The organism is Streptomyces sp. NPDC001002, from assembly GCF_053599215.1.
Map to the genome: position 1 here is coordinate 34,467 of NZ_JBSFLV010000056.1, position 25,364 is coordinate 59,830.

A 25,364-nucleotide genomic window follows, 5' to 3' on the forward strand; every position below is an offset into this window, starting at 1 on the left:
CCCGGATCGGGTCGCTACCCGGCGAGAGGCAACGCGGGCGGCCGTAGCCCCCGTAGCCCCGTCCGCTCCCTCTCCCGTTCCAACTCGTCGAGGAGTTCGGCGAGTTGCTCGCTGTGTCGGGCCGAGAGGTGGCCGGAGTCGTCGAGGTGGACGGCGCAGGCGGTCGTGGTGTCGACGAGCCGTTCGAGGGTGGTGACGACCTTGTCGGTGCCGGCCGAGTGGCGGGCGAGGGCGGGGAGTTCGGCGGCGGCGAGGGCGATGGCGGTGCGGGCCTCGGCGAGGGCGCGGTAAGCCTCGCGGCGCAGGGTCCAGCGGGCGGTGCGGTCGTCGGAGCCGCTCAGTACGTGGTCGAGGTAGGCGTGCGCGGCGGTGCCGGCCGCGGTGAGTCGGGCCCGTACGGTCCCGCCCCGCTGCCCCGGCATCGGCAGGTGTCCGACGACGAGCACGATGACGCAGGCCAGCAGCGTCTCGCCGATCCGTCCCGCGGAAGCCTGAGGTTCGCCGCCGACCATCACCAGGGCGAGCACGAGGACGGTGACGACGGCGGTCTGGGCGGCGAAGTGGCGGGTGGCGACGGGGATGAGGGCGCCGCTGACGGCGACCAGCGCGATGAGCCCTCCGGGCCGGGGCAGCACGAGGGCGAACCCGGCGAAGAGGAGTGCGCCGAGGACGGTGCCGGCCGCCCGGCACAACACCCGGGAGGCGAGGGGCCCGAGGTCGGGCTTGACGAGGAAGACGGCGGTGGCGGGCAGCCAGTACCAGTGCTCGTGCTGCCCGTACCAGCGGGCGTGGTGCAGGGCCTGGGCGACGGCGACGCTGGCTCCGAAGCAGAGGGCGACCCGCAGCCCGTACTCCCGCCCGCCGACCCCGAAAGCGACCTTGAACAGCCCCCGGACGGACCGCCGCCGGGTGTGCAGGTCGGTCCCCTTCCCCCGGTCGAAGGCCTCGGCCGCGTGCAACAGCGCGTCGTCCAGGGCCCGTAGCGCGGGCGCGGACCGGTGCGGCGCGGGCAACGGTCCCGTGTGCGTGCTTTCCCGTACGGCGGTGGCGAGCCGGCGCGGTCCTTCGGAGGCCCGTCCAGCCACGGCCTCCCCGCCCCAGGCGAGCGCGGTCGCGGCCTCGGCCAACGGCAGCGCGGCCGCGTACTGCGCGTGCAGCCGCCGCTCGGACGAGGAACTGGCGTACCGCCGCAACCGGGGCCCCGCGAGGGCGTCCTGCGCATGATCGAGGGCGGCGGTCAGGGCTGCCCTCCGGGCGATGGCTTCATCGGTGCCGACGGCGTCGAGGAGTTCGGCGACGGCGTCGTACACGGCGGCGACGGCGACGCGTTCGCCGTCGAAGCGGAAGTCACCGGCGATGGCGCCGGGGGTCGGCAACACCAGCCGCAACGCCACCAGCCACCCGGCACCGGCGAGAAAAGCAAGGGCGCGCTGCCACCCTTCCTCGGGCAGGGGCATGCCGGCACCGATGGCGGAGGCGACGAGCAACTGCGTACCGGCGCCGGAGGCGATGGGCCCAACTGCGCTGACTCCACCGGCGATCAGCCCGATGCCGGTGAACAGAAGGGTGAGGACGACGGCACCCACATGCTCCCCCGCATACGTCCCCACCAGCATCCCGCCGGCCCCCGCGAGCGCCGGCACTCCGATCCGCCGCACGGACGCCCGCCTGCTGCCGGGCCGGTCGTTGATCCCGGCGAGCATCGCGGCGATGGCGGCGACGACACCGAGGGAGGTGCGGTCGAGAAGGACGGCGGCGAGGAGGAGGGGGCCCGCGGACAACGCCCCACGGGTGACGGCGCTCCAGGGGACGGGGCCGCGTTGGGCGCGGAGGGCGTGGGCGAGCCAGGGAGGTACGACGGGCGCGGTGCGGGACACGGTCTTCACGGTAGGCCGCGTGAGGGGAGAGAACGGGGCGTCGGCATTTCAGGAATGTGACGATCGGCGGGAAGGGTGAGTTCTTTATGAACGAAACCCGGGCACCCGCCCCTCAAATGAAGGCGGACCCGGGGGCGTAGCCTGCCCCCGGGCCCTGTGAGGCCGCCCACATTCACACGCCGGCCCGTTTAAGGGCCCAGGTCAGTCATCATGTCGTCGCGTCCTGCCTTTGGACCACCGCACATCGAGCTGCGCGGACTGGACTTGAACCAGTATTTCGACGACGTGGGGGCCTGACCCCGATGGATCCGGCGATGGACGGCGAATACTGAGTCTGGAGCGAGAGTCTGAGATTGATTCATCACGACAAGCTTCAGCATCAGCTTTGCGCTCTTGGCGCACCCCGGCCACAAGGACCGGGGAGTCTTGAATTCCGGAAAACTGGAAAATTGAACTACTGGCTACTGGCTACTGGCTACTGGCTACTGGCTACTGGCTACTGCTGGAAAAGATAGCCGAACACGGCGTCCCCGACCCGCTGATCGACGACCTCGACCCCGTTCGCCTCCTCGCGCGCGAACTTCACCGCCTGCTGCAACTTCTCGACCCGGTCGAGGAGTTCGTTGACGCGGCGGGCGGGCAGCGCGCCGGAGAACTTCACGGTCGTCCAGTACCCGACGGGAATGTCTTCGTAGTACACCTCGACCTGCGCGGGATGCTTCTCGGTGGCCTCGGCCTTCACGTGGTTGCGAGGCACCTTCTTGGTCCGCAGAGTCCGTACGGCCTCGGTCTTCCAGGCGTCGGTGGACGGATCCTGCACCCAGAACTCGGAGGCGTCGAGAACGGGCAACCTCCGCACAAAGGCATTGAGTTCGACGAGCTGCTTCTCCAGAAAGAGCAGATACGAAACGGGCACAGCGGCGACGACCACCCGCCCGTCCACCGTCACATCCGCCCGCGCCTCGCAGTTGGCCCAGTCCTTGGTGGCGGTCACGTCGAACAGCCGGGTAAGCGTCGCCGCGGTCTCCCGCAACACCCCTTCGGCCTGCACCTGCACCCGGGTCGACTCGGGCGGCAACTGCTCACCCTCCTCGTCCTTCGGCTGATACGTCCGCGAGATACCGGCCAGCAACGCCGGCTTCTGCAGCCCGTGCTGGGCAGCCGTGAGGTCCTGATGGGCCTTGGACTTGATGCCCTTCTCTACCGCGATGATCTGATTGAGTTTCGCCACGAGAAGGAAGCTAGCAGCGTCAACTCCCGTAAGGCGAAAGGTTTTCCGTCACCCGCCGAATGAATCGGCAACGGACCGAAAGAGCGTCCCGGCATCGTCAACAGCGCGGGCCAGCACCACCGGATCCGCCCCCGATTCCGCCCCCAATCCCGCTCCGAACCCCCCAAGCACCCGGTCAATCCCCCTCAACCCGGCCCGCTCCAACAACCGCTTCTCATTGGTCACCCACTCCCCCCGCGCGGCCAACACACCATGCCCAGCCTGGACAGCAGCCGTGGCAACGGCCCCGACGACCTCGGTGAGCCGACCGTTCGGAACGTGATTGGCCCTCGCGTAGGAGAGGGTGGCGCGGGCGGTCCCGTACCAACGCGCGGAGGCGGAGACCCGCAGCGCCTCCGGATACCGCTCCGGCCGCGGCACTTCCCCCTCCCCCCTCAACACCTGATTGATAGCCAGCTCAGCAACAACGAGATAACTCGGAATCCCCGCCAGATGAAACAACAACGGCTCCACCCGAAACCGCCCCGCCTCAGCCTCCGCCAACTCGTGCTCCACGACATCGAGATCGCGATAGTGCACGTCAACGCGTCGCCCATCAATGGTGAGCCAGGCCCCACCATTGAAAACCCCACCTCCCCACCCACCGACCTCAGACACTTCCCCCTCCCACCCGAGTCCCCGAAGATCCTCCGGATCAAAGGCACCCCGGTAGTAGACGGCAAGATCCCAGTCACTGTCGGGACGATGCGTGCCCTGAGCACGGGACCCACCGAGGGCTACGGCACGGACGGCGGGGAGGGAGGCGAGGCGGTCGGCGACGGCGTCGAGGAAGACGGAGCCAGGGAGAGTGGGCACGGTTACGGCTCCAACCGATCATGTGAGTGCCGGGCGTCATCGGAAGCGTAGGCGGAGGCAGACCGTTTCTGCGCGTGGACTCCACAGAAACCCATGGCCCCACCTGTCACTCTCCGTGCTAGCATTTCGAACACTCGATCGGCCCGCCTGATGTCTCGCCCCTTGAGCTCCACCAGGGACATCACCACCCGAACTTGGAGTTCCCTCATGTCCGCAGATCGCGGCTCAGCGCACGCAGTGCGTTCTCCACTCGCACTCTCCCCACCTCGGGAAGACTTCGTCATCCACGGCGGCTGCTGCATTCGCGGCATCCAGGCCTGATCCGGCCGCAGCACGTCCGAAGACATTGACGACCTGTGCCCGGATCGAGGCGTAACGATTCCCCGCCTCATCTCCGGCACCTCTTCCCGAAGGTGTTTCCGTGCAGAGCCAGGCTGTGACCATTGCCGCCATCATCGCCACGGCGCTCGTCGTGATCGTGCGCGATGCCTTCAACTGCTACACCCGAAACCAGGCCATCAAGGCCCCACTGAAGGACAGCGATTCAGCGCATCGGGCAAGGATTCTGGGCCAAATCGCCATCGTCCTGAAGCACTTGCCCAAAGATCACTGGGGACGTAAGTGAGGCGAAGGCAAACGATGTGCCCCGATATAGGCTTCGGCCGATCAACCCTGCTGCGGCCCGCCGGGCTTCCCATCATGGACACGCCCCCACCCGCACGAGTCATATCGTGCTGCCCGGGAGCCCGCCTTGCTTCGTGAATCCGTCTCCGCCGCCCGTGAACAGGCCTTCAGCGAGGACCTGTTCCACCGGCTCACGGACCGCTTCGTACACGCGCACGGCTATCGCCCCAGCGGCTCGGAGGCCAACTCGTGGCGACAGAGCCTCCCCCGGCTGCTCGACGTCCTCTTGGAGGCTGATCTGGGGGATGTCCATGTGTTCTTCGAGTACCAGCTGCCCCTGACGAGCAAGCGTGCGGACGCCGTACTGGCGGGAGTTCACCCCAGAACCGGTGAACCGTCGTACGTCGTGGTCGAGTTGAAGCAGTGGTCGAACGCCGAGTCGGACGAGGACGACCCGTTGCTGTGCAGAGTGGACAGCTATTCACGTCCCGTGCTCAACCCTGTCGAGCAGGTTCGGGGCTATTGCGACTATCTCGCCCACTTCAACGGCGCCCTCTCCTTCACCCCGGACCGCATTGCCGGAGCCGCGTATCTCCACAATGCGACCGAGTTCGGTATCAGCGGCCTCTACGGCGTCGAGCAGAGCGAGCGCGGACGGCTGTTCAGCGAGGAACGGCGCGGGGAGTTCGTGGACTTCCTCAAGTCGCGGCTCTCGCCGGCCTCGGGAGCGACCGCGGCCGACGAACTGGCCGCGGGCAAGATCGGCCCTTCCAAACAACTGATGGCCGTCGCGGCCAGGGAGGTCCGCGAGCGCGAGGAGTTCGTGCTCCTGGACGAGCAGCGTGTCGCCTACGAGACGGTCATGCGCGCCGTACGCAGAGCCGCTCGCGCCGACCACAAGGAGGTGGTCGTCGTCACCGGCGGTCCGGGCACCGGCAAGAGCGTGATCGCCCTGTCTCTGCTCGGCGAGTTGTACCGGCAGGGCCGAACCGCTCTGCACGCGACGGGCTCGGCCTCGTTCACCAAGACCATGAGGAAGGTGGCGGGGACCCGGAAGCGCGAAGTCCAGGAGCTGTTCAAGTACTTCAACAGCTTTATGACGGCGGAGCGGAATGGCCTTGACGTGTTGATCTGCGACGAGGCCCACCGCATCCGCAAGACCTCGGAGAACCGGTACACGCGTGCCGAACACCGAACGGGCAAGCGGCAGATAGAGGAACTCATCGATGCCGCCCGGGTACCTGTCTTCCTCCTCGACGAGCACCAAGTGGTACGGCCCGGCGAGATGGGCTCCCTCAAGGACATCCGAGACGCCGCCGCCGCGAAGAGCCTGACCTGCCACGAAGTCTCCCTGGACAGCCAGTTCCGGTGCGGCGGCAGTGATGCCTACCTGCGCTGGGTCGTCCAGTTGCTGAACCTGGAACCCGGCGGGCCGGTTCCCTGGGAGCCGGACGACCGGATGCGGCTCCATGTGGCGAACAGCCCTCAGGAGATGGAGGACTTCCTCCAGGAGCGCCGTTCCCAGGGCTTCAGCGCTCGGATGTCCGCCGGCTACTGCTGGAAGTGGACCACCAAGTATGCGGATGGTCAGTCGCTGCCCACGGATGTGGTGATCGGCGACTGGGCGCGGCCGTGGAACGTGTACGGGGAACGCGGGATCGCCGGTGCGCCGCCCGCCGCTCTCTGGGCCACGGATCCGGCCGGGTTCGGACAGGTCGGCTGCGTCTACACCGCGCAGGGCTTCGAATACGACTGGAGCGGGGTGATCATGGGACCCGATCTGGTCTGGCGTGGTGATCGTTGGATCACCGATCGAACGGAGTCCAAGGATCCGGTGTTCAAGAAGTCGACGGCGGATACGGACGTCGACCGGCTCATCCGCAATACGTACAAAGTGTTGCTGACGCGAGGGATGATCGGCACGATGATCTACTCGACCGATGCGGAGACTAGGGCCAAACTCCGGGAGCTGGTGGGAGCTGTGGAGACCGTCGGCGTAGCAGGCTAGGTACCAGCCCGACCGATTGTCAGTGCCACGCGTTATCAATGAGCTCGTCACTCAGTGTAACGACGGGGGAGTTAGTGATGACGACGCACATCTCGACGACTGGTCTACTGGCGCGGGGCTGGACGCGAGGAATGATTCGCCGGCTGCTCGGCCAACCGGATCTCCTCCGCGACAACCCGCACTTCCGCGCGGCCCCACAGATCCGGCTCTACGGCGTCGAACGGGTCGAAGCCGCCGAGCAGGGCGAGGAGTTCAAGAGCCTGGCGGCTGCCGCGGTACGCCGCTCGGTCGCGGCGAAGGCTGCCGCGCAGCGCAGGAGGCGCGAGGTATTGGCCCGGATCGCGGCCGAACCCATCGAGGTACCGCGACTGGCCCCAAGGAGGCTGGAGCAACTCGCGGTCGAGCATCGCCGCCGGCATGACGAGGAGAAGCGTCCCTACGAACGCGTAGTGAGGGACACGACTACCGACCGCCGCATCCCCGGCCACCTCACTCCCGACGGCTGGAAGGTCGACTATCTACGCCACCGACTGACTCGGTACGAGGAACTACTGGACGGGGTGCACGGCAGCTCCGGCCGCTCGGTCGCCGAGGAACTGCTCCGGCGCCGGATCTACGCGGCCATCGCGGAGGCGTACCCGAACCTGGGACAGGAGTGCGAACGGCAGTTGTCTGAACGGGAGTGCGGTCCATCGCCGGGATGACGTACCCGGCGATGGCCAGGACAGCACCCGGTCCGCACCCCACGGCGCCCCTACGCTCCGGCCGTATGAAGGACGATCAAGCCCAGCGGGTGCACCAACGGCTCGCGACCTGCCCCTTGTTGCACCCCGTCGCCTTCGGCGAAGGCCGCCGGTTCGGGCTGTGGGATCTCGCTTCCCTCGCCGAGGGCGCCCTCGGCGAGTGCGTCGACCCGGACTCGCTGACGGTGACGAGCGAGAAACGGCTACGGCTCGGATTGGGCGCCGCCGGACGTGAGCACCGGTACGACGACACCCTCTGCCGCCGGTACTGGATCCTGCCGCCCGACGGCAACCGCGGCCCGGTGGGCACGATCGCCGTCGGCACCCTGTCCTTGGGCGGCGGGGCATTGCGCGTCTCCTCGCTCTACGTCCATCCGGTCGCCCGCCGCCACGGACTCGCCACGGCAGCACTGAACACGGTGTACGAGGCATGCCGCGCCGAAGGGCTGCACGGATTCCGCCTGGACTCGTACTGGACCTGGCAGAGATCCGTCCGCTTCTACCTCACCCGCGGCCTCTGGCTCACCTCCTGGAAACACGCCCTCGGCTTCGCCCGGTTGTCGTACCTGCCCCGCTACGAAGTCCACGAGGCCGCCGACGGTTCGTTGACGTTTCTCGTAGCAGGCGTAGCAGGCGATGACGGGCCCTCGACGACCTCGACCGAACCGGAGGAAATGAACACGCTTCTGGTGGGCAGCACCGACGGCCACCGACTGCGCTTGCACAAGACAGACGCGTACCGGCGATTGTCCGAGCGTCGAAGCACGCTGGAACTGTACGCACTGTCGACACTCGCGCTCCATCTCGCCGTGCGCGGACGGCCGTTGGTGCGCGGAGAGAAGGAGTGGGCCAAGGCGACAGGGTGGTGCGACATCGGGGAGCCGGAGGGGTTGGCCTACAAGATCGGCGTGTTCGAGCAAGTGGCACGCGAGGACGGCTGGCGGGTGGAGAGTCCGTACGACGACGGGTCGATGCTCGGCGTTCCGTGACGGGAATCCGGAGGCCGTCGTGGAACTCATTCGGTGAACACCCCTGCCCTTCGTCAACCTGGACAGAACTGGCTTTGGTGTCGTTGTTGCCGTCCCGATACCTTCGGTCTGCTCGAGAGAACCCTCGCCCCACCGGGAGTCGATCTTGTGTCGAAGGAATCGGATCTCCAGGTCGACTACGACCTCCTGTCCACAAGCGCCAAGCAACTCGCCCAGATTCGCCGTGAGTTCAAAGGTATGGAGGACTGGAAGCACGACATCGCGACTCTGCTGGGCGACAGCCGTGTCCGGAGCGCCATGGCCGACTTCGTGAACAACTGGGACAGGAACCGAAAGCGGCTGGTCGAAGAGATCGAAGAGGTCGGGAAGATGGTCAGGACGACCAGCGACGCCTTCAAGGGACTCGACACCCGACTGGCCGGCGCCACCGAGGGGAAGAGGTAGCACCTTGGGCGCAGAAGGAGCGATGGCTCTTCACAGGGGGAACATCCATGGCTCGGCCGGCTGACTGGGCGCCGCTCGCCGAGACCGACCCCGTTCCGGGGGATCCCGAAGGGATTCGGCGCGAGGTCGCGCACATGAGGAAGATCGCCGAGAAGTTGCGCACACAGGCCAAGGCCATGCAGGCGATCGCCGACTGCGACGGCCTGAGAGGCAAGTACGCGGACGAACTCGGGGACAAGGCACGCGGGTTGGGCCGCAGACTGGACCTTGCCGAAGACCGGTACCGCAAGGTGAAAGGGCATCTCGGCGGCTGGGCGGACGACATGGAGACCGCCCAGACGAGGGCGGATCGGGCCCTCGACGACGCGAAGGACGCCCAACGGGTCATCGACCTTCGCAAGCCCGACAACGGCAGCGAAGGCACGGGCAAGGGCTCCGACAGGGGCCATCCCGACGACACCCCCGCCGTCAAGCGGGCCGAGGAAGCCCTTGAGACGGCCCGTACGAAGCTGACCCAGGCTGTCTCGTTCTACGGTGAGCGCGCCGACCACCACGCCGGCAGGATCCGGTCGTCGATCGACGACGACATGGAAGACAGTTGGTGGAACGAGGCCAAGGCGTGGGCGGGCAGTGACTGGCTCGGGGACCTGGCCGAGTGGTTGAGCGACATCACCACAGTGCTGTCCATCATCGCGATCTTCTTCCCGGCCGTCGGTGCTCTGGCCGGGTTCCTCACCGGGGTCGTCATCGTGATCCACGTGCTTCAGGCGCTGACAGGCAACGGTTCCTGGTTCGACGTTCTCACCGATGTCGCATCGTTCAAGATGGCGCGCAACGGCATCAGGGCGGCCAAGGCCGTCAAAGGGCTGCAGCAGGAGGCTCGCGGTCTCTCCGAGGGGCTTGCCAAAGCGCAGGCCAGGCGAGAGGCCATGCGTGCCAACGCGGCGAGCAGAAGGGGCGGCGGTCGACTCGCACGCGTGCACCGGGCGCGTGAGAACGCGTCGGGACGGGCAGCGGGCAGGCAGGTACGGGACGAGCCCCTGCCGGAGTTGTCGAGAAACGAGAAGGTCCTCGCCTTCGGCGACAGGGACACGTCCAAGCAGGTGAAGGACATCCGCCGCTGGCGCAGCCAGTATCCCGACAACGCCCGGTTGGCCACCGCAGCTGACGCAGCGGAGCGTCAGTTGGGAATGGCGCGGGCCTCGTGGGGCGCAAGCACGGTGCTCGACCTCGGCGGCAGGCTCGGCGACGAGTACTCAAGCACGTACGTGAAAGCAAAGGGTCATATGACGGCACCTGCAGCAGGTGCGTTGGGGTCACGATGGTGAGATTCAAGCCGGTCAATCAGGGAGCGGAGAACACCGGCACCGCCGACGCCGACCGAGCGGCCGCGCGCCGGTCGGACGAGGCACTCTTCAAGCTCGCGACCAGACTGCGCTACGTACTCGTCGCCGTGCTGGTGCTCACGCTTCTGTGGTTTCTGCCCGCTCTGAGGAACGCGACGTTGTGGGGATGGCAGGTGCCCATGCCCACCTGGTGGACCGACATCGCGGCCCTGACTCCCTTGCTGGCGCTATTCCGGTTCCGCGATCCCGAGGCCAGGCGCAGCGGTGTGACCATGGAGTCCGATCTGAAGATCGTCAGTGGCCTCTACCTCTTCATGGCCGTCGTCGGCGCCCTGCGCGAAGGTTTCTTGCCGCTCTTGCCGACCGTCGTCTTCAGCGTCTCCGTCTTCGCGGGCATCTGGCACACCAACAGGCAGGCTCGTGCGCGTGGTTGAGTCGACATCTCCACCCACCGGCTATCGCCTGCTCCTGCCGTCGGACTGGGTGCAGGTCCCACTACGGCAGGGTGACGCGGAAGAGTCCGTACGCTCCATCGTCACCTCGGCCTTCTCGCGCGTGCCGGCCGACGTACCGCGCGACAAGCTGACCCCTCTCCGGTTGGAGCTCGAACGCAGGTTGCGGGCAGCCGTGGCCGAGGCTCGGAAGGCCGAGGCACTGGAGCTGTACCTCCCTATGCGGCTGGCGGGGGAAGCGAACCTCGGTGCGTCGATCATCGTCTCCGAGACGCTGGTCCCCGCACATACGGGGTCCGACACCATGACCGGCCGCGTGTCCGATCCGGCGGAGACCGCCCTGTGGTTGCTCTCCGGCGACATGGCCGCCGACCTGAATGCGAGCAGCGGTGAGGTGGACGGTGCCCTTGCCGTGCGCCGGGAACGTGTCGCGCCTGCGGCTGTGGACCGCGGGGCCGAGTTGGCCAGCCGGAGGGTGGACTACTTCATGCCTGTTCCCGGCGATCCGGAGCGCTGGTTCGTGGCGGCGTTCTCCACCATCGGGGCCGGCGACCCGCGGGACGAACTCGCTGATGCCCTGGTCGAGTGGTTCGACGCGCTGATGACGACCTTCAGGTGGAGCTGGACATGACCGAACCCAGGGTCGAGTTGGAGCACGAATTCAGCCTCGACATCGATTACGACCCGAGTCGCTGGCTGGAGCTCCCTCCGCGCTGGGACACCGAGGAGTGGCAGGACATCGGCGTCTGGGCGCACACGTGCGCCAAGCTGTACTGGCGGGCGTACGAACAGGACCCGGAAGAATCCGGAGTGCTCTTCCTCACGGGCACGCTGCGGCGCTTCGCGGAGGCCTTCGCGCCCGAGCCCTTCGATACGCGCGTGCTGCTGCGCATGTGGGAACCGACGAGAATGCCTCTCCAGGTGTGCACCATGGTCAAGCCCGCCCAGGGTGACCGTGAGGAGACGTTGCGGTTCCTCGTCGGAGCGGAGGATCCGGATGCCGTCGAACCGCCCGTCGTCGAATCCGCCCGCACAGAACCACTCGGCGAAGGACTGCGGGCATTCCGCTATCTCCGCTACGACGACACCCCCGAAGTGGTCGCCGCCCTGCGCTACGCCTGGCGCGATGACGAAGTCGGTGCGGACGTGGTGCTGTGGACCGCCACGACCGACACGGCGCAGGTCATCCGGGCCGCCGAGGACATCGAGGAACTGGGGCACACGTTGAGCGTGGCGGTCTGGGATCTCGAGACAGAGGACGGGAGTTCACCAGACGCGAATGCCGAATGACCCCACCTCGTCGTCGCACAAATGAGGTGAGCCACGACCGGCCGCCGCATAAGGTGCCCGCATGAGCAGCGACGCGGATCCCGAAGTCGTCCTCCGTCGAGCCACCGCCCCCGACGCACGCCCCGCCGCCGACGTCTGGCTCCGTTCCTTCGCCGCCGCGCTGCCGACCGTCGTCAGTCCGCGGTCCGCCGATGACGTGCGGGGCCATTTCCGGGACGTGGTGGTGCCGTTTCGGGAGACGTGGGTCGCGGAGGTCGGGGGGACGGTCGTCGGGGTCATGGTCGTCAAGGGAGACGAGCTCTCCCAGCTGTATCTCGAACCCGACTGGCGTGGGCGCGGGATCGGTGATCTGTTCGTCGGGCTGGCCAAGGAGCGCAGTCCGAAGGGGCTGACCCTGTGGACCTTCCAGGTCAACAAGCCCGCCCACCGCTTCTACGAGCGTCACGGCTTCGTCGCCGTCGAGTACACGGACGGGAGCGGGAACGAGGAGCGGGAGCCGGATGTGCGGTACGTGTGGCAGCCGTAGAGTCGGCGTCCACGTGCTTGCCTACGACGGGCGTTCTCTCGGCTCAACCGGCCTTTCCCTGCGCCGCGTTGCGCGCCAGCTCCAGCGCATACGTCGGCCACCACTCCCCCGCCACCGGGCCGCCCCGGCACGTGCCGTCGGATTCGCCCGGGCGTTTGATCCACAGGTAGGCGTCCAGGAGGGCGTTGGTCGTGCGGGTCGTGGGTGGGGTGCCCAGGGCGCGGCCCGGGGGGTTGCACCAGGCGTCCGTGCCGGTGGCGGCGGTGTTCGGGCCGTTGCCGTTGCGGCTGGTGTCGATGACGTAGTGCTTGCCGCCGAGGTCCTTGGACAGCCAGTCGCCGTACGTCGAACTCGCCGTGTTCGTCTGGAAGTTGGAGACGTTCAGCGCCACGCCGTCGGCCCGGGCCACGCCCGCCGACTTCAGCGCGGCGACCAGGCGCCAAGCCTCCGGGATCCAGGCGGAGTTGCCCGCGTCGAGGTAGACGTGGGTGTGCGGCTGCCGCTTGAAGCGGTCGACGGCGTAGGCGAGCAACGCGTACCGCTCGGTCGCCGCCACCCGCGTGCAGCCCGCCACCACCTGCGCCACGGCGTCCGGTTCGACGATCACGTACGCGCCCCGGTCGCCCAGCGCCGACGCGAACTGGTCAACCCACGCACGGTAGTTGGCCGCCGTGGGGGCACCGCCGACCGAGTACTGGCCGCAGTCGCGGTTCGGGATGTAGTACGCCACCAGCACGGCGAGGCGGCCCGCTCGCTCGGCCGCGGTGGTGCGGGCGCGGACCACCGGGCCGGGGTCCGGGCCGTTCAGCCACTCGGCCTGGGGGTGGTCGGCGATACGGTCCATGAGGGCGGCGTCGACAGTCCGGCCCTCGCCTCGCCACTCGGCGGACTGGCGGGCCGCGCGGGAGTCGGGGTCCGTCCACAGGTCAGGGGACGGCTCCGCCGCAGCAGTGCGGGACGCGCCCGTGCAGCACAGGCCGGCCAGCAACGCCGCCAGCAGTATGCGCGGCGCCGACCCCGACGCCTGCCTCGCCCGGCAAGACCCCGGCAGTCGAGCGGGCAGGTTCCTGAACACTGGCTTCTCCGTCCCCGGCACGACTCGCCACGACTCGCTCGTCCTGACCGGAGTCTGCGGGTACGGCTCCGCACAGCCCGGCGCACCACCGGGCAGGTCGTCGGAAAATCACCCCGACGGCGGTCGCAACCCCTCGTCTCCCGCAGACGCCGGCACGACAGCAAGCCCCGCCTGCCCGGACTGCCCACTCCCCGGCCCCCGATGCCGATACGCCCAAGCCGCCGCCCGCGCCGACAACTCGACGAGGTTCGGCTCGGAGGTGTCGTCGTCGAGGTGGCGGTATTCAACAGCGGTGAGGATGACCACGCGTTCGGGCAGACCCAGGTGGTCGTAGAAGCCGGTCGCGAGGATGTCGGCGGCGGCCTCGGTCGCCGGGACCCCCGCCGCGTGGTGGGCGTGGACCAGCGCTTCGAGTTCGCGGAGATAGTCGACGTACGCCCGGACGTCCTGCGGAGTCATCAGCGGGCCGTGGCCGGGGATGACGACCTCGGGGTCGAGGGCCAGGACCGTCTCGCAGGCGGCGATGATCGCGGACAACGGGCCGTCCCAGTGCACGGGGTGGTCGTCGGCGAACAGGACGTCCCCGGCGCAGACGACCCGCTGGGCGGGGAAGTGGACGATCAGGTCACCGGCCGAGTGCGCCGGCCCCACCTCGATCAACTCGGCCTGGATGTCGCCCACTTGGAGGTCGTACCGGCCCGAGAAAGTGGTGGTGGGCGGGGCGGTCTCCAGGTCCTCGTACCGGTAGCGTCCGAAGTGCTCACGCGCGTACCAGCCGAGGGGCTCGTCGGGCGGTGTGCCGTGGGTGAGGAAGTGCATCTGCTGGGGTGACGGTTCGCGGCACAGGTGCTCCGCGCTGGCGCGGGTGGCGATGATCTCGGCGCCGGGGAAACAGCCGTTGCCGAAGGTGTGGTCGCCGTTGACGTGGGTGTTGACGATCGTCCTCACGGTGACGTCGGCAGTCAGGGCCTGGCCCGCCGCCGCGATCAACGCCTCCGTCATCGGCCGGTCGTAGGGGGTGTCGACCAGTGCCGCCTGCTCGCCCGAGGTGACCAGCAGACAGTTCGCGAAGCCCCAGGTGCCGACGTGCTGCGGCGCCCACAGATGGAGCCCCTCAGCAACCGGAGTGAGTCCGTCAGGAAGGTTCATGCCCTCATTCTGACCGCAGGCCCCTGCGCCCTCAGGAGTCGCCCCCGCTCCATCAGACCCCCACCACCTCCTCAACCCCTGCCCCAAACCCGCCGCTTCACCAACGGCCGCGCATAGCCCCCCGCCCGACTCGTCGACAACCCCAACTCCACCAACGACTCGGCGAGTTTGACCGCGGCCCCGACCCCGTCCACCACCGGCAGGCCCAGCTTCTCCCCAACTACCCTCTGCAGCCCCGTCATTCCGGCGCACCCAAGGACCAACACCTCCGCCCCCGCCGCCCGCACCCGCTCCGCCGCCGCCACGAACGCCTCCTCCGTGCGGTCGGGGTCGCCCAGGTCGAGGACGCCGAGCCCCGTGCCGACGACGGCGGCGCAGTTGCGGCCCACGCCGGCCAGTTCCAGGCTGTCCTCGATCTGGCCGCAGGAGCGCTCAAGGGTGGTGACCACGCCGTAGCGGCGGCCCAGCAGACATGCCAAGTGAGCCGCCGCCTCCGTGATGTCGACCACGGGTACGTCCACCAACTCCCGTACGCCTTCCCGCCCGTGCTCCCCGAAGCCGGCCAGCACGACGGCGTCGTAGGCGGGGCCTTCGTATGTGCGCAGCAGGTCCATGACGGCCGCCGCCGAGAGGTAGCTGTCGAGCCAGCCCTCCGCCGACTCGGGGCCCCAGGCGGGGGTCAGGCCGGTCACGGAGGTGCCCGGGCCTGCGGCGGCCCGGGCACCTCGTACGATCTCCTCGGTCATCTCCTGCGTGGTGTTGCAGTTGGTGACGACGATCCGCACTCCGCTCAGACCCCCACCTCGACGGCCGGTTCGGCACCGCGCTCGGCGCGCTCGCCGCGGCAGATCAGCAGGTACAGGCCCGCTCCCAGCGCCGTGCCGATGAACCAGGAGTACGGCGCCACATCGCTGAACGTCTTCACCAGCGCGAGCACCGCCGCGACCGCCGCCGACGGCAGGAACGCGGCCAGCGCCTTGGGGTTGACGCCGCTGCGGTAGTAGTAGCGGGAGCCGGGGCGGGCGTCGAAGAGTTCGTCGACGTTCACGCGGCCGCGCTTGACCAGGTAGTAGTCGACCATGATCACGCCGAACAGCGGGCCCAGGAAGGCGCCGAGGCCGCCGAGGAAGTAGTTGACGACCGTGGGGTTGGAGAAGAGGTTCCACGGGGTCACCACCAGCGCGGCCACCGTGCTGATCATGCCGCCGATCCTGAAGGTGATCTTCTGCGGCCAGACGTTGGCGAGGTCGTACGCCGGGGAGACGAAGTTGGCGACGATGTTGACGCCCATGGTGGCGATGGCGAAGGTCAGCGCGCCCAGCACCATCACCCAGGTGTTGCCGACCTTGGCGACCAGCTCCGCGGGGTCGGTGATGGCCTGGCCCCAGACCTCCAGCGAGCCGGCCGTGACGATCACCGAAACGACCACGAACGCCGTGGAGTTGATGGGCAGGCCCCAGAAGTTGCCGCGGCGGACTGTCTTGTAGTCCGGCGCGAAGCGGGAGAAGTCGCAGAAGTTGAGCATCAACGTGCCGTAGGTGGCGAGGATCAGCCCGATCGCGCCGAACCACTGGCGCCACTGCTCGCCGACCGAGACCGGGTGCGGGGTGGAGGTGAGCGAGATGCTCCAACCCGCCTTGGAGAGAACCCAGATGGCCAGCGCGATCATCACCAGCCAGATCGCGGGACCGCAGAAGTCCTGGAACTTCCGTACGGATTCCATGCCCTGACTGATGATCACCGCCTGGATCAGCCACAGCGACACGAAGGAGACCCAGCCGAGGGCGTCAAGTCCCAGGAAGGAGTGGTGAGTCCAGGACTCAAGGCCCGGCCAGGCGGCCAGCAGCATGACGTTGACGGCGACGGAGGCCAGGTAGGTCTGGATGCCGTACCACATGATGGCGATCACGGCCCGGATGAGGGCCGGGATGTTGGCGCCCCACACGCCGAAGCTGATGCGGCTGACGACCGGGAACGGGACGCCGTGCGCCTGGCCGATCCGTCCCATCCAGTTCATGCCGACGTAGATGAGCACGAAGCCGACGAGCAGGGAGGTGAAGACCTGCCAGACGTTCATGCCGAGGACCAGCAGGCCGGCGGCGAAGGTGTAGTTGCCGAGGTTGTGGACGTCGGACATCCACATGGCGAAGAGGTCGAAGACCTTCCAGTTCCGCTTGCCGGCGGGGGCGAGGTCTTCGTTGGTGAGCCGGGGGTCGGGGACGAACGCTGGGGCGCCGGTGGCTTCGGCGCGGTCGGCGAGGGACACGGGGCCTCCATGAGCGACGGGGCTGGGGGACGGAGGAGGACTGCTTGCCGATTCGTTTGGTATACCAAACTGCCGACATGGTCCCGCCGTCAAGCGTTCCGACCGATGTCCGCCCCGTTACTTCTCCGTAAACCCACCCTCACCCGCCTCCGCGGGAACACCCCCGCGTCGGCGAAGATGGGGCCATGGGCGCCATGACGAAGATCGAACCCCTCGGTGCGGTGCGCGAGCGGGTCCTGGCCACGCTGCGGCAGGACATCATCGCGGGCCGGCTGCGGGCCGGCGACCGGCTGGTCGAGCGGGAGCTGGCCGAGCGGTTCGGGGTCTCCCGGGTGCCGGTCCGGGAGGCGATCCGGGCCCTGGTCGCCGAGGGCTTCGTCCTCTTCGAGTCCGCCCGCCGTACGGTCGTACGCCGTCTGACACCCACCGACGTCAAGGAACTCTTCGAACTGCGCGAGGCGTTGGAGGTCTACGCGGCGGGCCTGGCCGCCCAACGGGCGACACCCGAGGCACTGACGGAGCTGCGCGAACTGCTCGCCCAGGCGGCCACGGCGACCGAGGCGGGCGACGGCGAGACCATCACGGACGTCAACACCCGCTTCCACGACCGCATCCTCGCCCTCGCCGGCAACAGCCTCCTGATCTCGGTCATGGAACCGGTCGACGGCCGCCTGCGCTGGCTCACCCGCCAGAACGAGGAGTGGCCCCAACTCCTCACCGAACACCAGGAGTTGTACGAGGCGATTGCCTCCGGCGATCCCGACCGGGCTCGCGCCCACGCCTTGGACCACGTGCAGGCCAACTACCGTTCCACGGTGCGGCATCTGTTCGGGGATGGCGAGGCGGACGGCTGATCCACCGGGTCATCCGGGAAACACCGACTGCCGTACAGCCATCACCAACCGACTTACGAACATCACCAACTGGGGGACACCATGGCGCGCCGATCCCGGCTCAGCCTCTCCGTATCCATTGCCATGCTCATGATGGTTCCGGCGCTGGCCGCGTGCGGCTCCGGAGCGGACGACGAGCCCGCGCGTCAACAGGCGAAGAACACATCAGGCCCGAGGGCCAGAACCCTGAGCAAGGCGGAGCTGGAACGGTCCGCGGTCACGGCCACCGATCTCGCCAGCTACGAGGTTCAGACGACGCTGACCGCCACGTACGCGTCCCGCAAGAAGGCCGATCCCGAGGCGTGCGCTCCCCTCATGCAGGCGGTCGGCGGAAGCAGCGGCTACGCGGCCACGGCGCGCGTCGGGCGTGTCGTCTTCCCGAAGAAGCAGGGCAGCGGCGCGCAGGTGATCCTCTCGTCCCACAGCGCCGCGGACGCCGTGCGGGTGATGGAGGCGTTGCGGACGGCCGCCGAGCGGTGCGAGGGCTTCAAGGACGTCACCGCGGACCTCTCCTACGAGGACGTCGAGGTGCGACCGGACGCCGGTCTCGGCGACGAGTCGGTGTCCCTGGGCATGACACAGCTGGTGTCGGGCGACGACGTCCGGGTCCCCTACGCGGTGGTCGCTGTCCGGCAGGGGGCGACGGTCGCCATGTTCCGTACGTTCAACAACCCCTCGCGCCCAGGGGGCAAGAAGGCGGCCGTCGTACAGGAGGCGATCATCAAGGCCCAGCTGAAGAAGATCACCCTCTAGACCGCCTCTCCACGCATCGCAAGGCCCGCCGTCTCCCCCGCCGTCCGCAGCACGTCCCGCAGCATCTCAGGCGTCAACTTCCCCGTGAACGTGTTGCGTTGGCTGACGTGGAAGCAGCCGAACAGATCGATCCCGTCCAACGGGACGCGCACTCCGTGCCCGAAGACCGGCCGTGGCCGAGGAACCGTCCAGCCCGCCGCCGTGAACGCCGGCAGCGCCGCCTGCCAGCCGAAGGCGCCGAGCACCACCACCGCCCGCAACGTCGGCTGCAGCAGCCGCAGTTCGTCGACCAGCCAAGGGCGACAGGCGTCCCGCTCCCCCGGCGTCGGCTTGTTCTCGGGTGGTGCGCAGTGCACGGGAGACGTGATGCGCACGCCGTGCAGGGCTAGGCCGTCGTCCACGGAGACCGCCGTCGGCTGGTTCGCCAACCCCACGTCGTACAGGGCCTGGTAGAGCACGTCCCCGGAGCGGTCGCCGGTGAACATGCGGCCCGTGCGGTTGCCGCCGTGCGCGGCCGGGGCGAGGCCGATGATCAGCAGCCGGGCGTCCGGCGGGCCGAAGCCCGGTACCGGCCGTCCCCAGTACGTCCAGTCGGCGAAGGCGGCGCGCTTGACGCGGGCCACCTCCTCACGCCAGTCGACCAGCCGGGGGCAGGCACGGCAGTCCGAGATGCGCAGGTCGAGTTCGGCGAGGGCGTCCACGTCACCACCGTATGACCATGTCCGGGTCACCGTCCTCCGGTCAGGTCCGCTACGTCCATGCCGCCCCGAGCGCCACGAACCCGCAGATCAGGAGGAACAGGATCGCCAGCAACGGCCATACGAACCGCAGGTACTTGTCGTAGCCGATCTTGGCGAGGGCCACGCCACCGATCGTCACCGCCGTCGTCGGGACCCACAGGTTCATCCAGCCGCTGGCCGCCTGCCAAGCCGTCACGACGAGGGCGCGGGAGACACCGGCGAAGTCGGCGAGGGGCGCGAGGATCGGCATGGCGAGGGTGGCGTGGCCGGAGGTGGAGGGGATCAGGAAGGCCAGCGGGAGGTTGACGACGAAGACGAGGATCGCGAAGACGCCCGCCGAAGTGCCTTTCACCACGCCCTCGATGGAGTGCAGCACGGTGTCCGTGATCTTCGAGTTGTTCATGATGACGGTCACGCCACGGGCCAGCACGATGACGAGCGCGGGTGAGATGAAGTCCGCCGCGCCCTGGATGATCGTCGAGCTGAGTTGCTGTTCGCGCATCCGCGCCACGAGTCCGATCAGGACCGCCGCGCACAGGAAGAGCGCGGCCAACTGCGGGAAGGACCAGTCCAGTTCCCAGCCGTACGGGGTCGCGTCCGCGTCGCCGGTGAGCGCGCTCGCCCAGGGCACCACCGAGAAGATCATGAAGGCGAAGACCAGGCCCATGGTGACCAGGACCGCCTTGTGCAGCCCGGTGAGCTCGGGGGCCTCCCCCACGGCCTCCTCGTTCTGGTCCCGGTCCCCGGGCAGGAACCCGGACACCGACCGCGCCGGGTCCTTCTGCACGCGCCGCGCGTACCGGATCACGTACGCGACCGTCACCGCCGTCAGCACCACCCACATCACGAACCGCAGCACGATGCCGTCGCCGAGCGAGATGTCCGCCGCCGAGGACGCGACGCCGGTCGCGAAGGGGTTCACCGTCGAGCACAGCACCCCGATCCCGGCGCCGAGGATGATCGTGCCGACGGCCACCATCCGGTCGTAGCCGAGGGCGAGCATCAACGGCACGATCAGCCCGTAGAAACCGAGGGTCTCCTCGGCGAAGCCCTCGACCGTGCCGAGCACCGAGAACACGACCATGATCCCGGCGATCAGCAACGCCCCACGCTCGCGCAGCCGGTGGGCCAGCCGGGCGATGCCCCGGTCGAGGGCGCCGGTCGCGAACACCACCGTGATGAACGCCCCGATGGCGAGCACGAACAGGAACACGCCCGCGCTGCCGTAGAGTTCGCCGGCCAGATCGGGGCCTACCTGGCCCGACTTCTCGTCCTGGATGCCGTACAGGCCGTTGACCGGCGACAGGAACAGGTCGTTGAGCCGGTCGAGGAAGCTCTGCCCCGAGTCGACGCGGTGGTACGTGCCCTGCACCGGGGCGCCGGAGTCGTTGCGCTCGTACTGCCCGGAGGGGATCAGGAAGGCGAGCAGCCAGACGGCGACGGTGACGATCGCCAGCACGGTGAGCGCGGAGGGAAACGTCAACTTCCGCTTCTGGCCAGGCTGTTGGGTGTCCGTGTCGGCGGTCGCGCGGCCGTCTTCCGCGGTCATACGGCGCTCTCCCGCCGGAAGTCCGCCGCGTACCGTTCGACGAATCCGCACATCGCCACGACCGTGTTGCGCAGTTCCGAGAACAGCACCCGTTCGTTCGGGGCGTGCAGATTGCACATGCTGTCCTGCGCCCCGAAGAGCAGCACCTCGGCGTCCGGGGCCGCCTGCGCGAGCCCGTTGACCAGCGGGATCGAACCGCCCGTGGCCACGTACGAGGCGTCCGCGCCCCAGGCCTCCTCCATCGCGGCGAGCGCGGCGCGGTAGGCGGGACCGCCGGTCGAGGCCTCGTAGCCGGGGCCGGTGTCGCCCGGGGTGACGGTGAGCGGGATGCCGAAGGGGCGCAGCGAGCGCAGGTGGTCGACCAGGCGGGTCTGGGCCTCGACCGGGTCCTGCCGGGGGTGGAAGCGGAGGTTGAGTTTGGCCCGGGCGTACGGCACGACCGCCGAGGCCGCGTGGTCGACGCTCGGCGCGTCCAGGCCGATGACGGTGACGGCGGGGCCGCTCCACAGCCGCTCGCCGAGGGTTCCGCTGCCGAGGAGGGGTACGCCGTCGCGGACCCCGGCGAGCTCGCGGAACTCCTCTTCCGTGTACGTCGCCCCGGTCCACTCATCGCGCCGCAGCCCCGCCACGGCCACGTCGCCGTGCAGGTCGTGCAGGGTGCCGAGCGCCTTGAGCAGGGCGAGCAGCGCGTCGGGGGCCGCGCCGCCGAACTCCCCGCTGTGGCGCGGTTCTTGGAGGGTGCGGACCTCGACGGTCACCTCGGCGGCGCCGCGCAGTCCGGTGGTCAGGGTGGGGGTGCCGGGCCGGAGATTGCCGAGATCCGCAATCACCATGGCGTCGCAGGCGAACCGCTCCGGGTCGCTCGGCGGGTAGGCGTCGAAGGCGCTGCCGTACTCCTCCTGGCCCTCGAACACGATCTTCACGCCGACCGGCGGCCGGCCCTCGTACGCGCGCAGCATCCCGAGGTGGGCGATGACGTTCGACTTGTCGTCGGCGATGCCGCGCGCCCGCAGGCCGCCCTCGACGGGGGTGGGTTCGAAGGGCGGGGAGAGCCAGAGCCTCTCGTCGCCGGGCGGCTGGACGTCGTAGTGCGAGTAGAGCAGGACGGTCGGGGCGTCGGGGGTCGGCGGCGGGATCTCGGCGTAGAGGACCGGGGCGGTGTCGGGCAGGTCGATGCGCTCGATCCGGTCCACGCCGGCCTGCCGCAACAGCGTGACCAGCAGGTCGTGCGCCGCCCGCACGGGTTCGGGCGGGAAGCCCGGGAACGCGACGGAGGGAATGGCGGCCAACCGCTCCAGATCGGCCCGCAGCCCGTCCATCAGCCCGTCGACCTTGGCTGCCATGTCCACGTCGGTCCCCTCACTCTGCCCTGACGCTCTCCGGCTACAGCCTCGGCGGGGCGGGGGTGGCGTGCATCCGGGGTGGGCCAAGGGGGTGCGGGCAAGAGGGGTGAGGGGGTGCGGGGCGGAGAGGTCGGCAAGGGGTTCCGGAGGGCGGCCCGTCCGTTCGGGCAGAAGTCCTGCACCTTCGACCGGAAGCGGTCGCCGACCTCGGGGCTCCATTGCGCGAGGTCGATATATACATGACATGGATACTTCTTCCGCCAGAAGGCGGTTTTTCCGAACCGTCGGGGGCGTTTCCCTCGCCACCGTCGCGACCGCGGCCGGCACCTCGCCCGCCTCGGCGGCCCAGTTAGGCCCGCAGACCGACTCCGGCACGATAGAGCCCGGTCCGGCGACCGACCTGGTCCGGAAGTTCTGCGCCGTGTGGTCCCACCTCGACGCCGCCGAACTCGGCGCCTTCTTCACGGCGGACGCCACCTACCAGAACATTCCCATCCCCGGCGTCTATTCGGGGCGCGAGGCGATACAGGAAGCCCTCGCCGGCCAGATACGGGTCCTCCAGTACACCACCCTCACCGTTCTGAGTGCCGTGTCCTGGAAGCACACGGTCATGGCGACGCGGATCGACTCCTTTCGTTATACGAACTCCGATCACGACGTCGATCTGCCCATTGTCGGCGTATTCCAGCTGACCCCCGACTTCCGGCATTTCACTTCCTGGGTGGATTACTTCGATCTCGCCCAGTCCGAATTCGAGACGGTCGGCTGACATGAATCCCACAGACCTGGGCCGCAGGCGCCTGCTGAAAATGTTCGGGCTGAGTGCCACCGCGACGACGGCCGCCATTCTGCAGGCCGATCCGGTGCTCGCCGCGACGCTCGGATACGACGAGAGGACGGGCGTCTCCCCCACCGGATACACGCCTCCCGCGGGGCTCGCCAAGAGCACCGCGGCGAAGCAGACCGCGCTCGACTGGATCGGCGCCCACGAGGACACGATCACGAAGCTGAGCGACGACATCTGGTCGCACGCCGAACTGTCCCTGCGGGAGTGGAAGTCCTCCCTGGCCACGGCGAAGGTGCTGGCGGCCGAGGGCTTCGACATCGAGTGGGGATCCGCCGGCTTCCCGACCGCCTTCGTCGCGACCTACGGCAACGACGGGCCGGTGCTCGGCTTCAACGCCGAGTACGACGCGCTGCCGGGGCTGTCCCAGAAGCGGGGCGTCCCGACCCACGACCCGCTGATCTACAACTACGACGCCTACGGGCCGACGTACGGCGCCGGTCACGGCGATGCCCACAACACCCTGGGTGCGGGCGGCACCGCCGCCGCCATCGCGGTGGCCCGCGCGATCCGCGTCCACGGCCTCAAGGCCACGGTGAAGCTGTTCGGCAGCGCGGGCGAGGAGCAGCTGGTCGGCAAGGCGTTCGCTGTCAAGGCGGGTGTCTACGACGGTCTCGACGCCTTCCTGGACTGGCACCCCTTCAACATCACGGTGCCGTTCTGGAACACCACGAGCGCGCTGATCTCGGCGACGTTCACCTTCCTCGGCGCGTCCGGGCACGGCGGCACCCCGCTCGGCAACAAGAGCGGTCTCGACGGCGCGCTGCTGATGGCGACGATGTCGGAGTACCTGCGGGAGAAGAACGTCGCCCCCTCCGGTCGCTTCCACTACGCGATCATCAATGGCGGCGGCGCCCCGAACGTGACGCCCGACATGTGCTCGATCTGGTTCTTCGTCCGCGAGGGCAGTCCGCAGCGCGCCCGTGTCCTGTACGACAAGATCGTGGAGTGCGCGAAGTCGGCGGCCTCGGCCAGCCAGACCCGCCTGGTGCACAAGTTCCACTCGGCGACCTGGAATCTGCTGGCGAACAAGGCCGGCGCGGAGCTGCTGAACGACAACATGCAGCAGATCGGCGCGCCCCGATTCACCGACGCGGACCACGCGTTGGCGAAGGCCGTGCAGAAGTCGCTCGGACGGGAGGAGGTGGGCATGCCGACCGCGCTGACCCCGCTGGCGCCGCCGGCCGCCGCGTACACCGGCGGTCTCGCCACCGACACGGCGGACATCAGCTGGCAGGTGCCGACCGCGGTGCTGCTGTCGGCGGCCTACCCGCCGGGGATCCCGAACCACAACTGGGGTGTCACCGCGACCGCCGCCACGAACATCGGCCACCAGGCCCTGCTGTCCGCGGCCCGTTATCTGGCGGCCGCCGCCGTCGACCTGATCGAGCAGCCGGATCAACTGGCGGCGATGAAGCAGGAGTTCAAGGACCGCACGGAGGGGATCACCTGGGCGTCGATGATCCCCGACGGCACCCAGCCACCCCTCTACCAACCCCCCGCCGAGTTCCTCCGCGAGACCGGGCAGAGCTGGCCACCCGAGGGCGTGACCTGGCCCGTGCCGCAGGTGGTGGCCGCGGAACAGCTCGGCACCACCGGCCCGACCCTCCCACCGGTGACCTGACCGGCCTCCGGGAGACAGATCACGACGTCACACCCGCGTACTAAGGTCGACGGCATGGCTTCCGAAACAGACGAGGAGAAGGGCGGGCGGGCCACCGAGGCCGGGGCGGACGGCTCGGGTACGGACCCGAAGGCCGCCGGCGCGGACGGGACGGCCGCCGCGACCGCCGAGAAGGCCGCCGTCGACCCGAAGGTGGCCGCCGCGATCGCCGCCGCCGAGGCGGCCGGGCCGGCGGACGGCGTGTCCGTGCGCATCGACAGCTGGATCTGGTCGGTACGCCTGGCCAAGACCCGCTCGCTCGGCGCCAGTGCCTGCAAGGGCGGGCATGTGAAGGTCAACGGCCAGAACGTGAAGCCGTCGCACACCCTCCGCGTCGGCGACGAGGTGCGGGTGCGGCAGGAGGGCTGGGAGCGGGTCGTGATCGTCAAGCGCCTGATCCGCAAGCGGGTCGGCGCCCCGGTCGCGGCCCAGTGCTACGTCGACAACTCCCCGCCCCCGCCGCCGCGCCAGTTCGTCGGCGCCCCGGCCGGCATCCGCGACCGCGGCACGGGCCGCCCCACCAAGCGCGACCGCCGCGAGATGGAACGCCTGCGCGGCCTCATGGACTCGGCCACGGCAGCCCGGACCACCCGCTCGGAGAGCGACGGGCCGCGGGAGCAGGGCCCGCACGAGCGGTGACATGACGCCCGCGCCCGGACATGGGTCGGTGGCGTCCGGCGGGCCGAGAAAGCTCGGCCCGCCGG

General features: G+C 69.0%; 25 protein-coding genes. 15 read left to right on the plus strand and 10 right to left on the minus strand.

Translation table 11 applies throughout. From position 1 onward, the window contains the following. Positions 1-14 precede the first annotated feature (14 nt). From ACWDR3_RS24885 to ACWDR3_RS24895, 3 genes are all read right to left on the minus strand, one after another. Positions 15-1,877, minus strand: coding sequence for an FUSC family protein (locus tag ACWDR3_RS24885; RefSeq protein WP_450354748.1), 1,863 nt, complete (start codon positions 1,875-1,877; stop codon positions 15-17). Between the two features lie 496 nt (positions 1,878-2,373). Continuing rightward, entirely contained in the window at positions 2,374-3,108 is a 735-nt protein-coding gene (locus ACWDR3_RS24890) for a DUF7873 family protein (RefSeq protein WP_450354749.1), read from the minus strand. A gap of 48 nt (positions 3,109-3,156) precedes the next feature. Further along, entirely contained in the window at positions 3,157-3,963 is an 807-nt protein-coding gene (locus ACWDR3_RS24895) for a nucleotidyltransferase domain-containing protein (RefSeq protein WP_450354750.1), read from the minus strand. A gap of 421 nt (positions 3,964-4,384) precedes the next feature. Here ACWDR3_RS24895 and ACWDR3_RS24900 point away from each other — a divergent pair, with 421 nt between their 5' ends. The 10 genes from ACWDR3_RS24900 (at position 4,385) to ACWDR3_RS24945 (ending at position 12,385) form a co-directional block, all read left to right on the plus strand. After that, positions 4,385-4,588, plus strand: coding sequence for a hypothetical protein (locus tag ACWDR3_RS24900; RefSeq protein WP_450354751.1), 204 nt, complete (start codon positions 4,385-4,387; stop codon positions 4,586-4,588). Positions 4,589-4,714: 126 nt separating this feature from the next. Then, positions 4,715-6,595 (plus strand): DNA/RNA helicase domain-containing protein, encoded by a 1,881-nt coding sequence (locus ACWDR3_RS24905; RefSeq protein ID WP_450354752.1) that lies wholly within the window; start codon positions 4,715-4,717, stop codon positions 6,593-6,595. Positions 6,596-6,672: 77 nt separating this feature from the next. After that, positions 6,673-7,299, plus strand: a complete 627-nt coding sequence (locus ACWDR3_RS24910) for a hypothetical protein (protein ID WP_450354753.1) — start codon at positions 6,673-6,675, stop codon at positions 7,297-7,299. 65 nt (positions 7,300-7,364) lie between these two features. Continuing rightward, positions 7,365-8,327 carry a GNAT family N-acetyltransferase gene (locus ACWDR3_RS24915; protein WP_450354754.1) on the plus strand — a complete coding sequence of 321 codons (963 nt, stop codon included), beginning with the start codon at positions 7,365-7,367 and terminating at the stop codon, positions 8,325-8,327. Positions 8,328-8,474: 147 nt separating this feature from the next. Further along, entirely contained in the window at positions 8,475-8,771 is a 297-nt protein-coding gene (locus tag ACWDR3_RS24920; protein ID WP_450354755.1) for a hypothetical protein, read from the plus strand. A gap of 47 nt (positions 8,772-8,818) precedes the next feature. Then, entirely contained in the window at positions 8,819-10,099 is a 1,281-nt protein-coding gene (locus tag ACWDR3_RS24925) for a putative T7SS-secreted protein (RefSeq protein ID WP_450354756.1), read from the plus strand. Further along, a complete protein-coding gene (locus tag ACWDR3_RS24930; RefSeq protein ID WP_450354758.1) occupies positions 10,093-10,551 on the plus strand; it encodes a hypothetical protein in 459 nt (152 codons plus the stop codon). Before ACWDR3_RS24925 ends, ACWDR3_RS24930 begins: the two co-directional genes overlap by 7 nt. Continuing rightward, complete coding sequence (locus ACWDR3_RS24935) at positions 10,544-11,200, plus strand: hypothetical protein (protein ID WP_450354759.1); 657 nt, start codon at positions 10,544-10,546, stop codon at positions 11,198-11,200. Before ACWDR3_RS24930 ends, ACWDR3_RS24935 begins: the two co-directional genes overlap by 8 nt. Then, entirely contained in the window at positions 11,197-11,859 is a 663-nt protein-coding gene (locus ACWDR3_RS24940) for a hypothetical protein (RefSeq protein ID WP_450354760.1), read from the plus strand. Before ACWDR3_RS24935 ends, ACWDR3_RS24940 begins: the two co-directional genes overlap by 4 nt. A gap of 61 nt (positions 11,860-11,920) precedes the next feature. Further along, the gene (locus ACWDR3_RS24945; protein ID WP_450354761.1) at positions 11,921-12,385 is read left to right on the plus strand and encodes a GNAT family N-acetyltransferase; all 465 of its coding nucleotides are present in this window, start codon (positions 11,921-11,923) and stop codon (positions 12,383-12,385) included. Between the two features lie 43 nt (positions 12,386-12,428). On the opposite strand, the gene ACWDR3_RS24950 is transcribed toward ACWDR3_RS24945, so the two are convergent. The 4 genes from ACWDR3_RS24950 to ACWDR3_RS24965 form a co-directional block, all read right to left on the minus strand. After that, positions 12,429-13,361, minus strand: a complete 933-nt coding sequence (locus tag ACWDR3_RS24950) for a glycoside hydrolase family 6 protein (RefSeq protein ID WP_450354773.1) — start codon at positions 13,359-13,361, stop codon at positions 12,429-12,431. Positions 13,362-13,568: 207 nt separating this feature from the next. After that, on the minus strand, positions 13,569-14,609 hold the full coding sequence (locus tag ACWDR3_RS24955; protein ID WP_450354762.1) for an MBL fold metallo-hydrolase: 1,041 nt from the start codon (positions 14,607-14,609) through the stop codon (positions 13,569-13,571). A 71-nt stretch (positions 14,610-14,680) separates the two neighbouring features. After that, positions 14,681-15,394: an aspartate/glutamate racemase family protein gene (locus tag ACWDR3_RS24960; protein WP_450354763.1), complete on the minus strand. Its 714-nt coding sequence runs from the start codon at positions 15,392-15,394 to the stop codon at positions 14,681-14,683. A gap of 5 nt (positions 15,395-15,399) precedes the next feature. Further along, positions 15,400-16,875, minus strand: coding sequence for an NCS1 family nucleobase:cation symporter-1 (locus tag ACWDR3_RS24965; protein WP_450354764.1), 1,476 nt, complete (start codon positions 16,873-16,875; stop codon positions 15,400-15,402). A 194-nt stretch (positions 16,876-17,069) separates the two neighbouring features. On the opposite strand from ACWDR3_RS24965, the gene ACWDR3_RS24970 reads away from it, so the two are divergent. Continuing rightward, positions 17,070-17,729, plus strand: a complete 660-nt coding sequence (locus ACWDR3_RS24970; protein ID WP_450354774.1) for a GntR family transcriptional regulator — start codon at positions 17,070-17,072, stop codon at positions 17,727-17,729. Between the two features lie 81 nt (positions 17,730-17,810). Then, complete coding sequence (locus ACWDR3_RS24975; protein WP_450354765.1) at positions 17,811-18,521, plus strand: hypothetical protein; 711 nt, start codon at positions 17,811-17,813, stop codon at positions 18,519-18,521. Here ACWDR3_RS24975 and ACWDR3_RS24980 read toward each other — a convergent pair. Genes ACWDR3_RS24980 through ACWDR3_RS24990 form a run of 3 tightly spaced genes read right to left on the minus strand, consistent with a single transcriptional unit; the run spans position 18,518 to position 22,153 of the window. Beyond that, positions 18,518-19,222 (minus strand): uracil-DNA glycosylase, encoded by a 705-nt coding sequence (locus ACWDR3_RS24980; protein WP_450354766.1) that lies wholly within the window; start codon positions 19,220-19,222, stop codon positions 18,518-18,520. The genes ACWDR3_RS24975 and ACWDR3_RS24980 overlap by 4 nt on opposite strands. Before the next feature lie 49 nt (positions 19,223-19,271). Continuing rightward, positions 19,272-20,810: a YfcC family protein gene (locus tag ACWDR3_RS24985; protein ID WP_450354767.1), complete on the minus strand. Its 1,539-nt coding sequence runs from the start codon at positions 20,808-20,810 to the stop codon at positions 19,272-19,274. Continuing rightward, on the minus strand, positions 20,807-22,153 hold the full coding sequence (locus ACWDR3_RS24990; protein WP_450354768.1) for a M20/M25/M40 family metallo-hydrolase: 1,347 nt from the start codon (positions 22,151-22,153) through the stop codon (positions 20,807-20,809). The genes ACWDR3_RS24985 and ACWDR3_RS24990 overlap by 4 nt, the downstream gene beginning before the upstream one ends. Positions 22,154-22,397: 244 nt before the next feature. On the opposite strand from ACWDR3_RS24990, the gene ACWDR3_RS24995 reads away from it, so the two are divergent. The 3 genes from ACWDR3_RS24995 to ACWDR3_RS25005 are packed head-to-tail and all read left to right on the plus strand — an operon-like array spanning position 22,398 to position 25,299. After that, positions 22,398-22,922 (plus strand): hypothetical protein, encoded by a 525-nt coding sequence (locus tag ACWDR3_RS24995; RefSeq protein ID WP_450354769.1) that lies wholly within the window; start codon positions 22,398-22,400, stop codon positions 22,920-22,922. A gap of 1 nt (position 22,923) precedes the next feature. Next, positions 22,924-24,621: an amidohydrolase gene (locus ACWDR3_RS25000; protein WP_450354770.1), complete on the plus strand. Its 1,698-nt coding sequence runs from the start codon at positions 22,924-22,926 to the stop codon at positions 24,619-24,621. Positions 24,622-24,675: 54 nt separating this feature from the next. Beyond that, positions 24,676-25,299, plus strand: coding sequence for an RNA-binding S4 domain-containing protein (locus ACWDR3_RS25005; RefSeq protein ID WP_450354771.1), 624 nt, complete (start codon positions 24,676-24,678; stop codon positions 25,297-25,299). Positions 25,300-25,364: the final 65 nt, after the last annotated feature.

Excerpts from the sequence above, each read along its gene's own strand:
- ACWDR3_RS24925 (WP_450354756.1), top strand. The coding sequence starts at position 8,819 with ATGGCTCGGCCGGCTGACTGGGCGCCGCTCGCCGAGACCGACCCCGTT.
- ACWDR3_RS24995 (WP_450354769.1), top strand. The coding sequence starts at position 22,398 with ATGGATACTTCTTCCGCCAGAAGGCGGTTTTTCCGAACCGTCGGGGGC.
- ACWDR3_RS24940 (WP_450354760.1), top strand. The coding sequence starts at position 11,197 with ATGACCGAACCCAGGGTCGAGTTGGAGCACGAATTCAGCCTCGACATC.
- ACWDR3_RS24985 (WP_450354767.1), bottom strand. The coding sequence starts at position 20,810 with ATGACCGCGGAAGACGGCCGCGCGACCGCCGACACGGACACCCAACAG.
- ACWDR3_RS24990 (WP_450354768.1), bottom strand. The coding sequence starts at position 22,153 with ATGGCAGCCAAGGTCGACGGGCTGATGGACGGGCTGCGGGCCGATCTG.
- ACWDR3_RS24970 (WP_450354774.1), top strand. The coding sequence starts at position 17,070 with ATGACGAAGATCGAACCCCTCGGTGCGGTGCGCGAGCGGGTCCTGGCC.
- ACWDR3_RS24930 (WP_450354758.1), top strand. The coding sequence starts at position 10,093 with ATGGTGAGATTCAAGCCGGTCAATCAGGGAGCGGAGAACACCGGCACC.
- ACWDR3_RS25005 (WP_450354771.1), top strand. The coding sequence starts at position 24,676 with ATGGCTTCCGAAACAGACGAGGAGAAGGGCGGGCGGGCCACCGAGGCC.
- ACWDR3_RS24915 (WP_450354754.1), top strand. The coding sequence starts at position 7,365 with ATGAAGGACGATCAAGCCCAGCGGGTGCACCAACGGCTCGCGACCTGC.
- ACWDR3_RS24975 (WP_450354765.1), top strand. The coding sequence starts at position 17,811 with ATGGCGCGCCGATCCCGGCTCAGCCTCTCCGTATCCATTGCCATGCTC.
- ACWDR3_RS25000 (WP_450354770.1), top strand. The coding sequence starts at position 22,924 with ATGAATCCCACAGACCTGGGCCGCAGGCGCCTGCTGAAAATGTTCGGG.
- ACWDR3_RS24945 (WP_450354761.1), top strand. The coding sequence starts at position 11,921 with ATGAGCAGCGACGCGGATCCCGAAGTCGTCCTCCGTCGAGCCACCGCC.
- ACWDR3_RS24955 (WP_450354762.1), bottom strand. The coding sequence starts at position 14,609 with ATGAACCTTCCTGACGGACTCACTCCGGTTGCTGAGGGGCTCCATCTG.
- ACWDR3_RS24910 (WP_450354753.1), top strand. The coding sequence starts at position 6,673 with ATGACGACGCACATCTCGACGACTGGTCTACTGGCGCGGGGCTGGACG.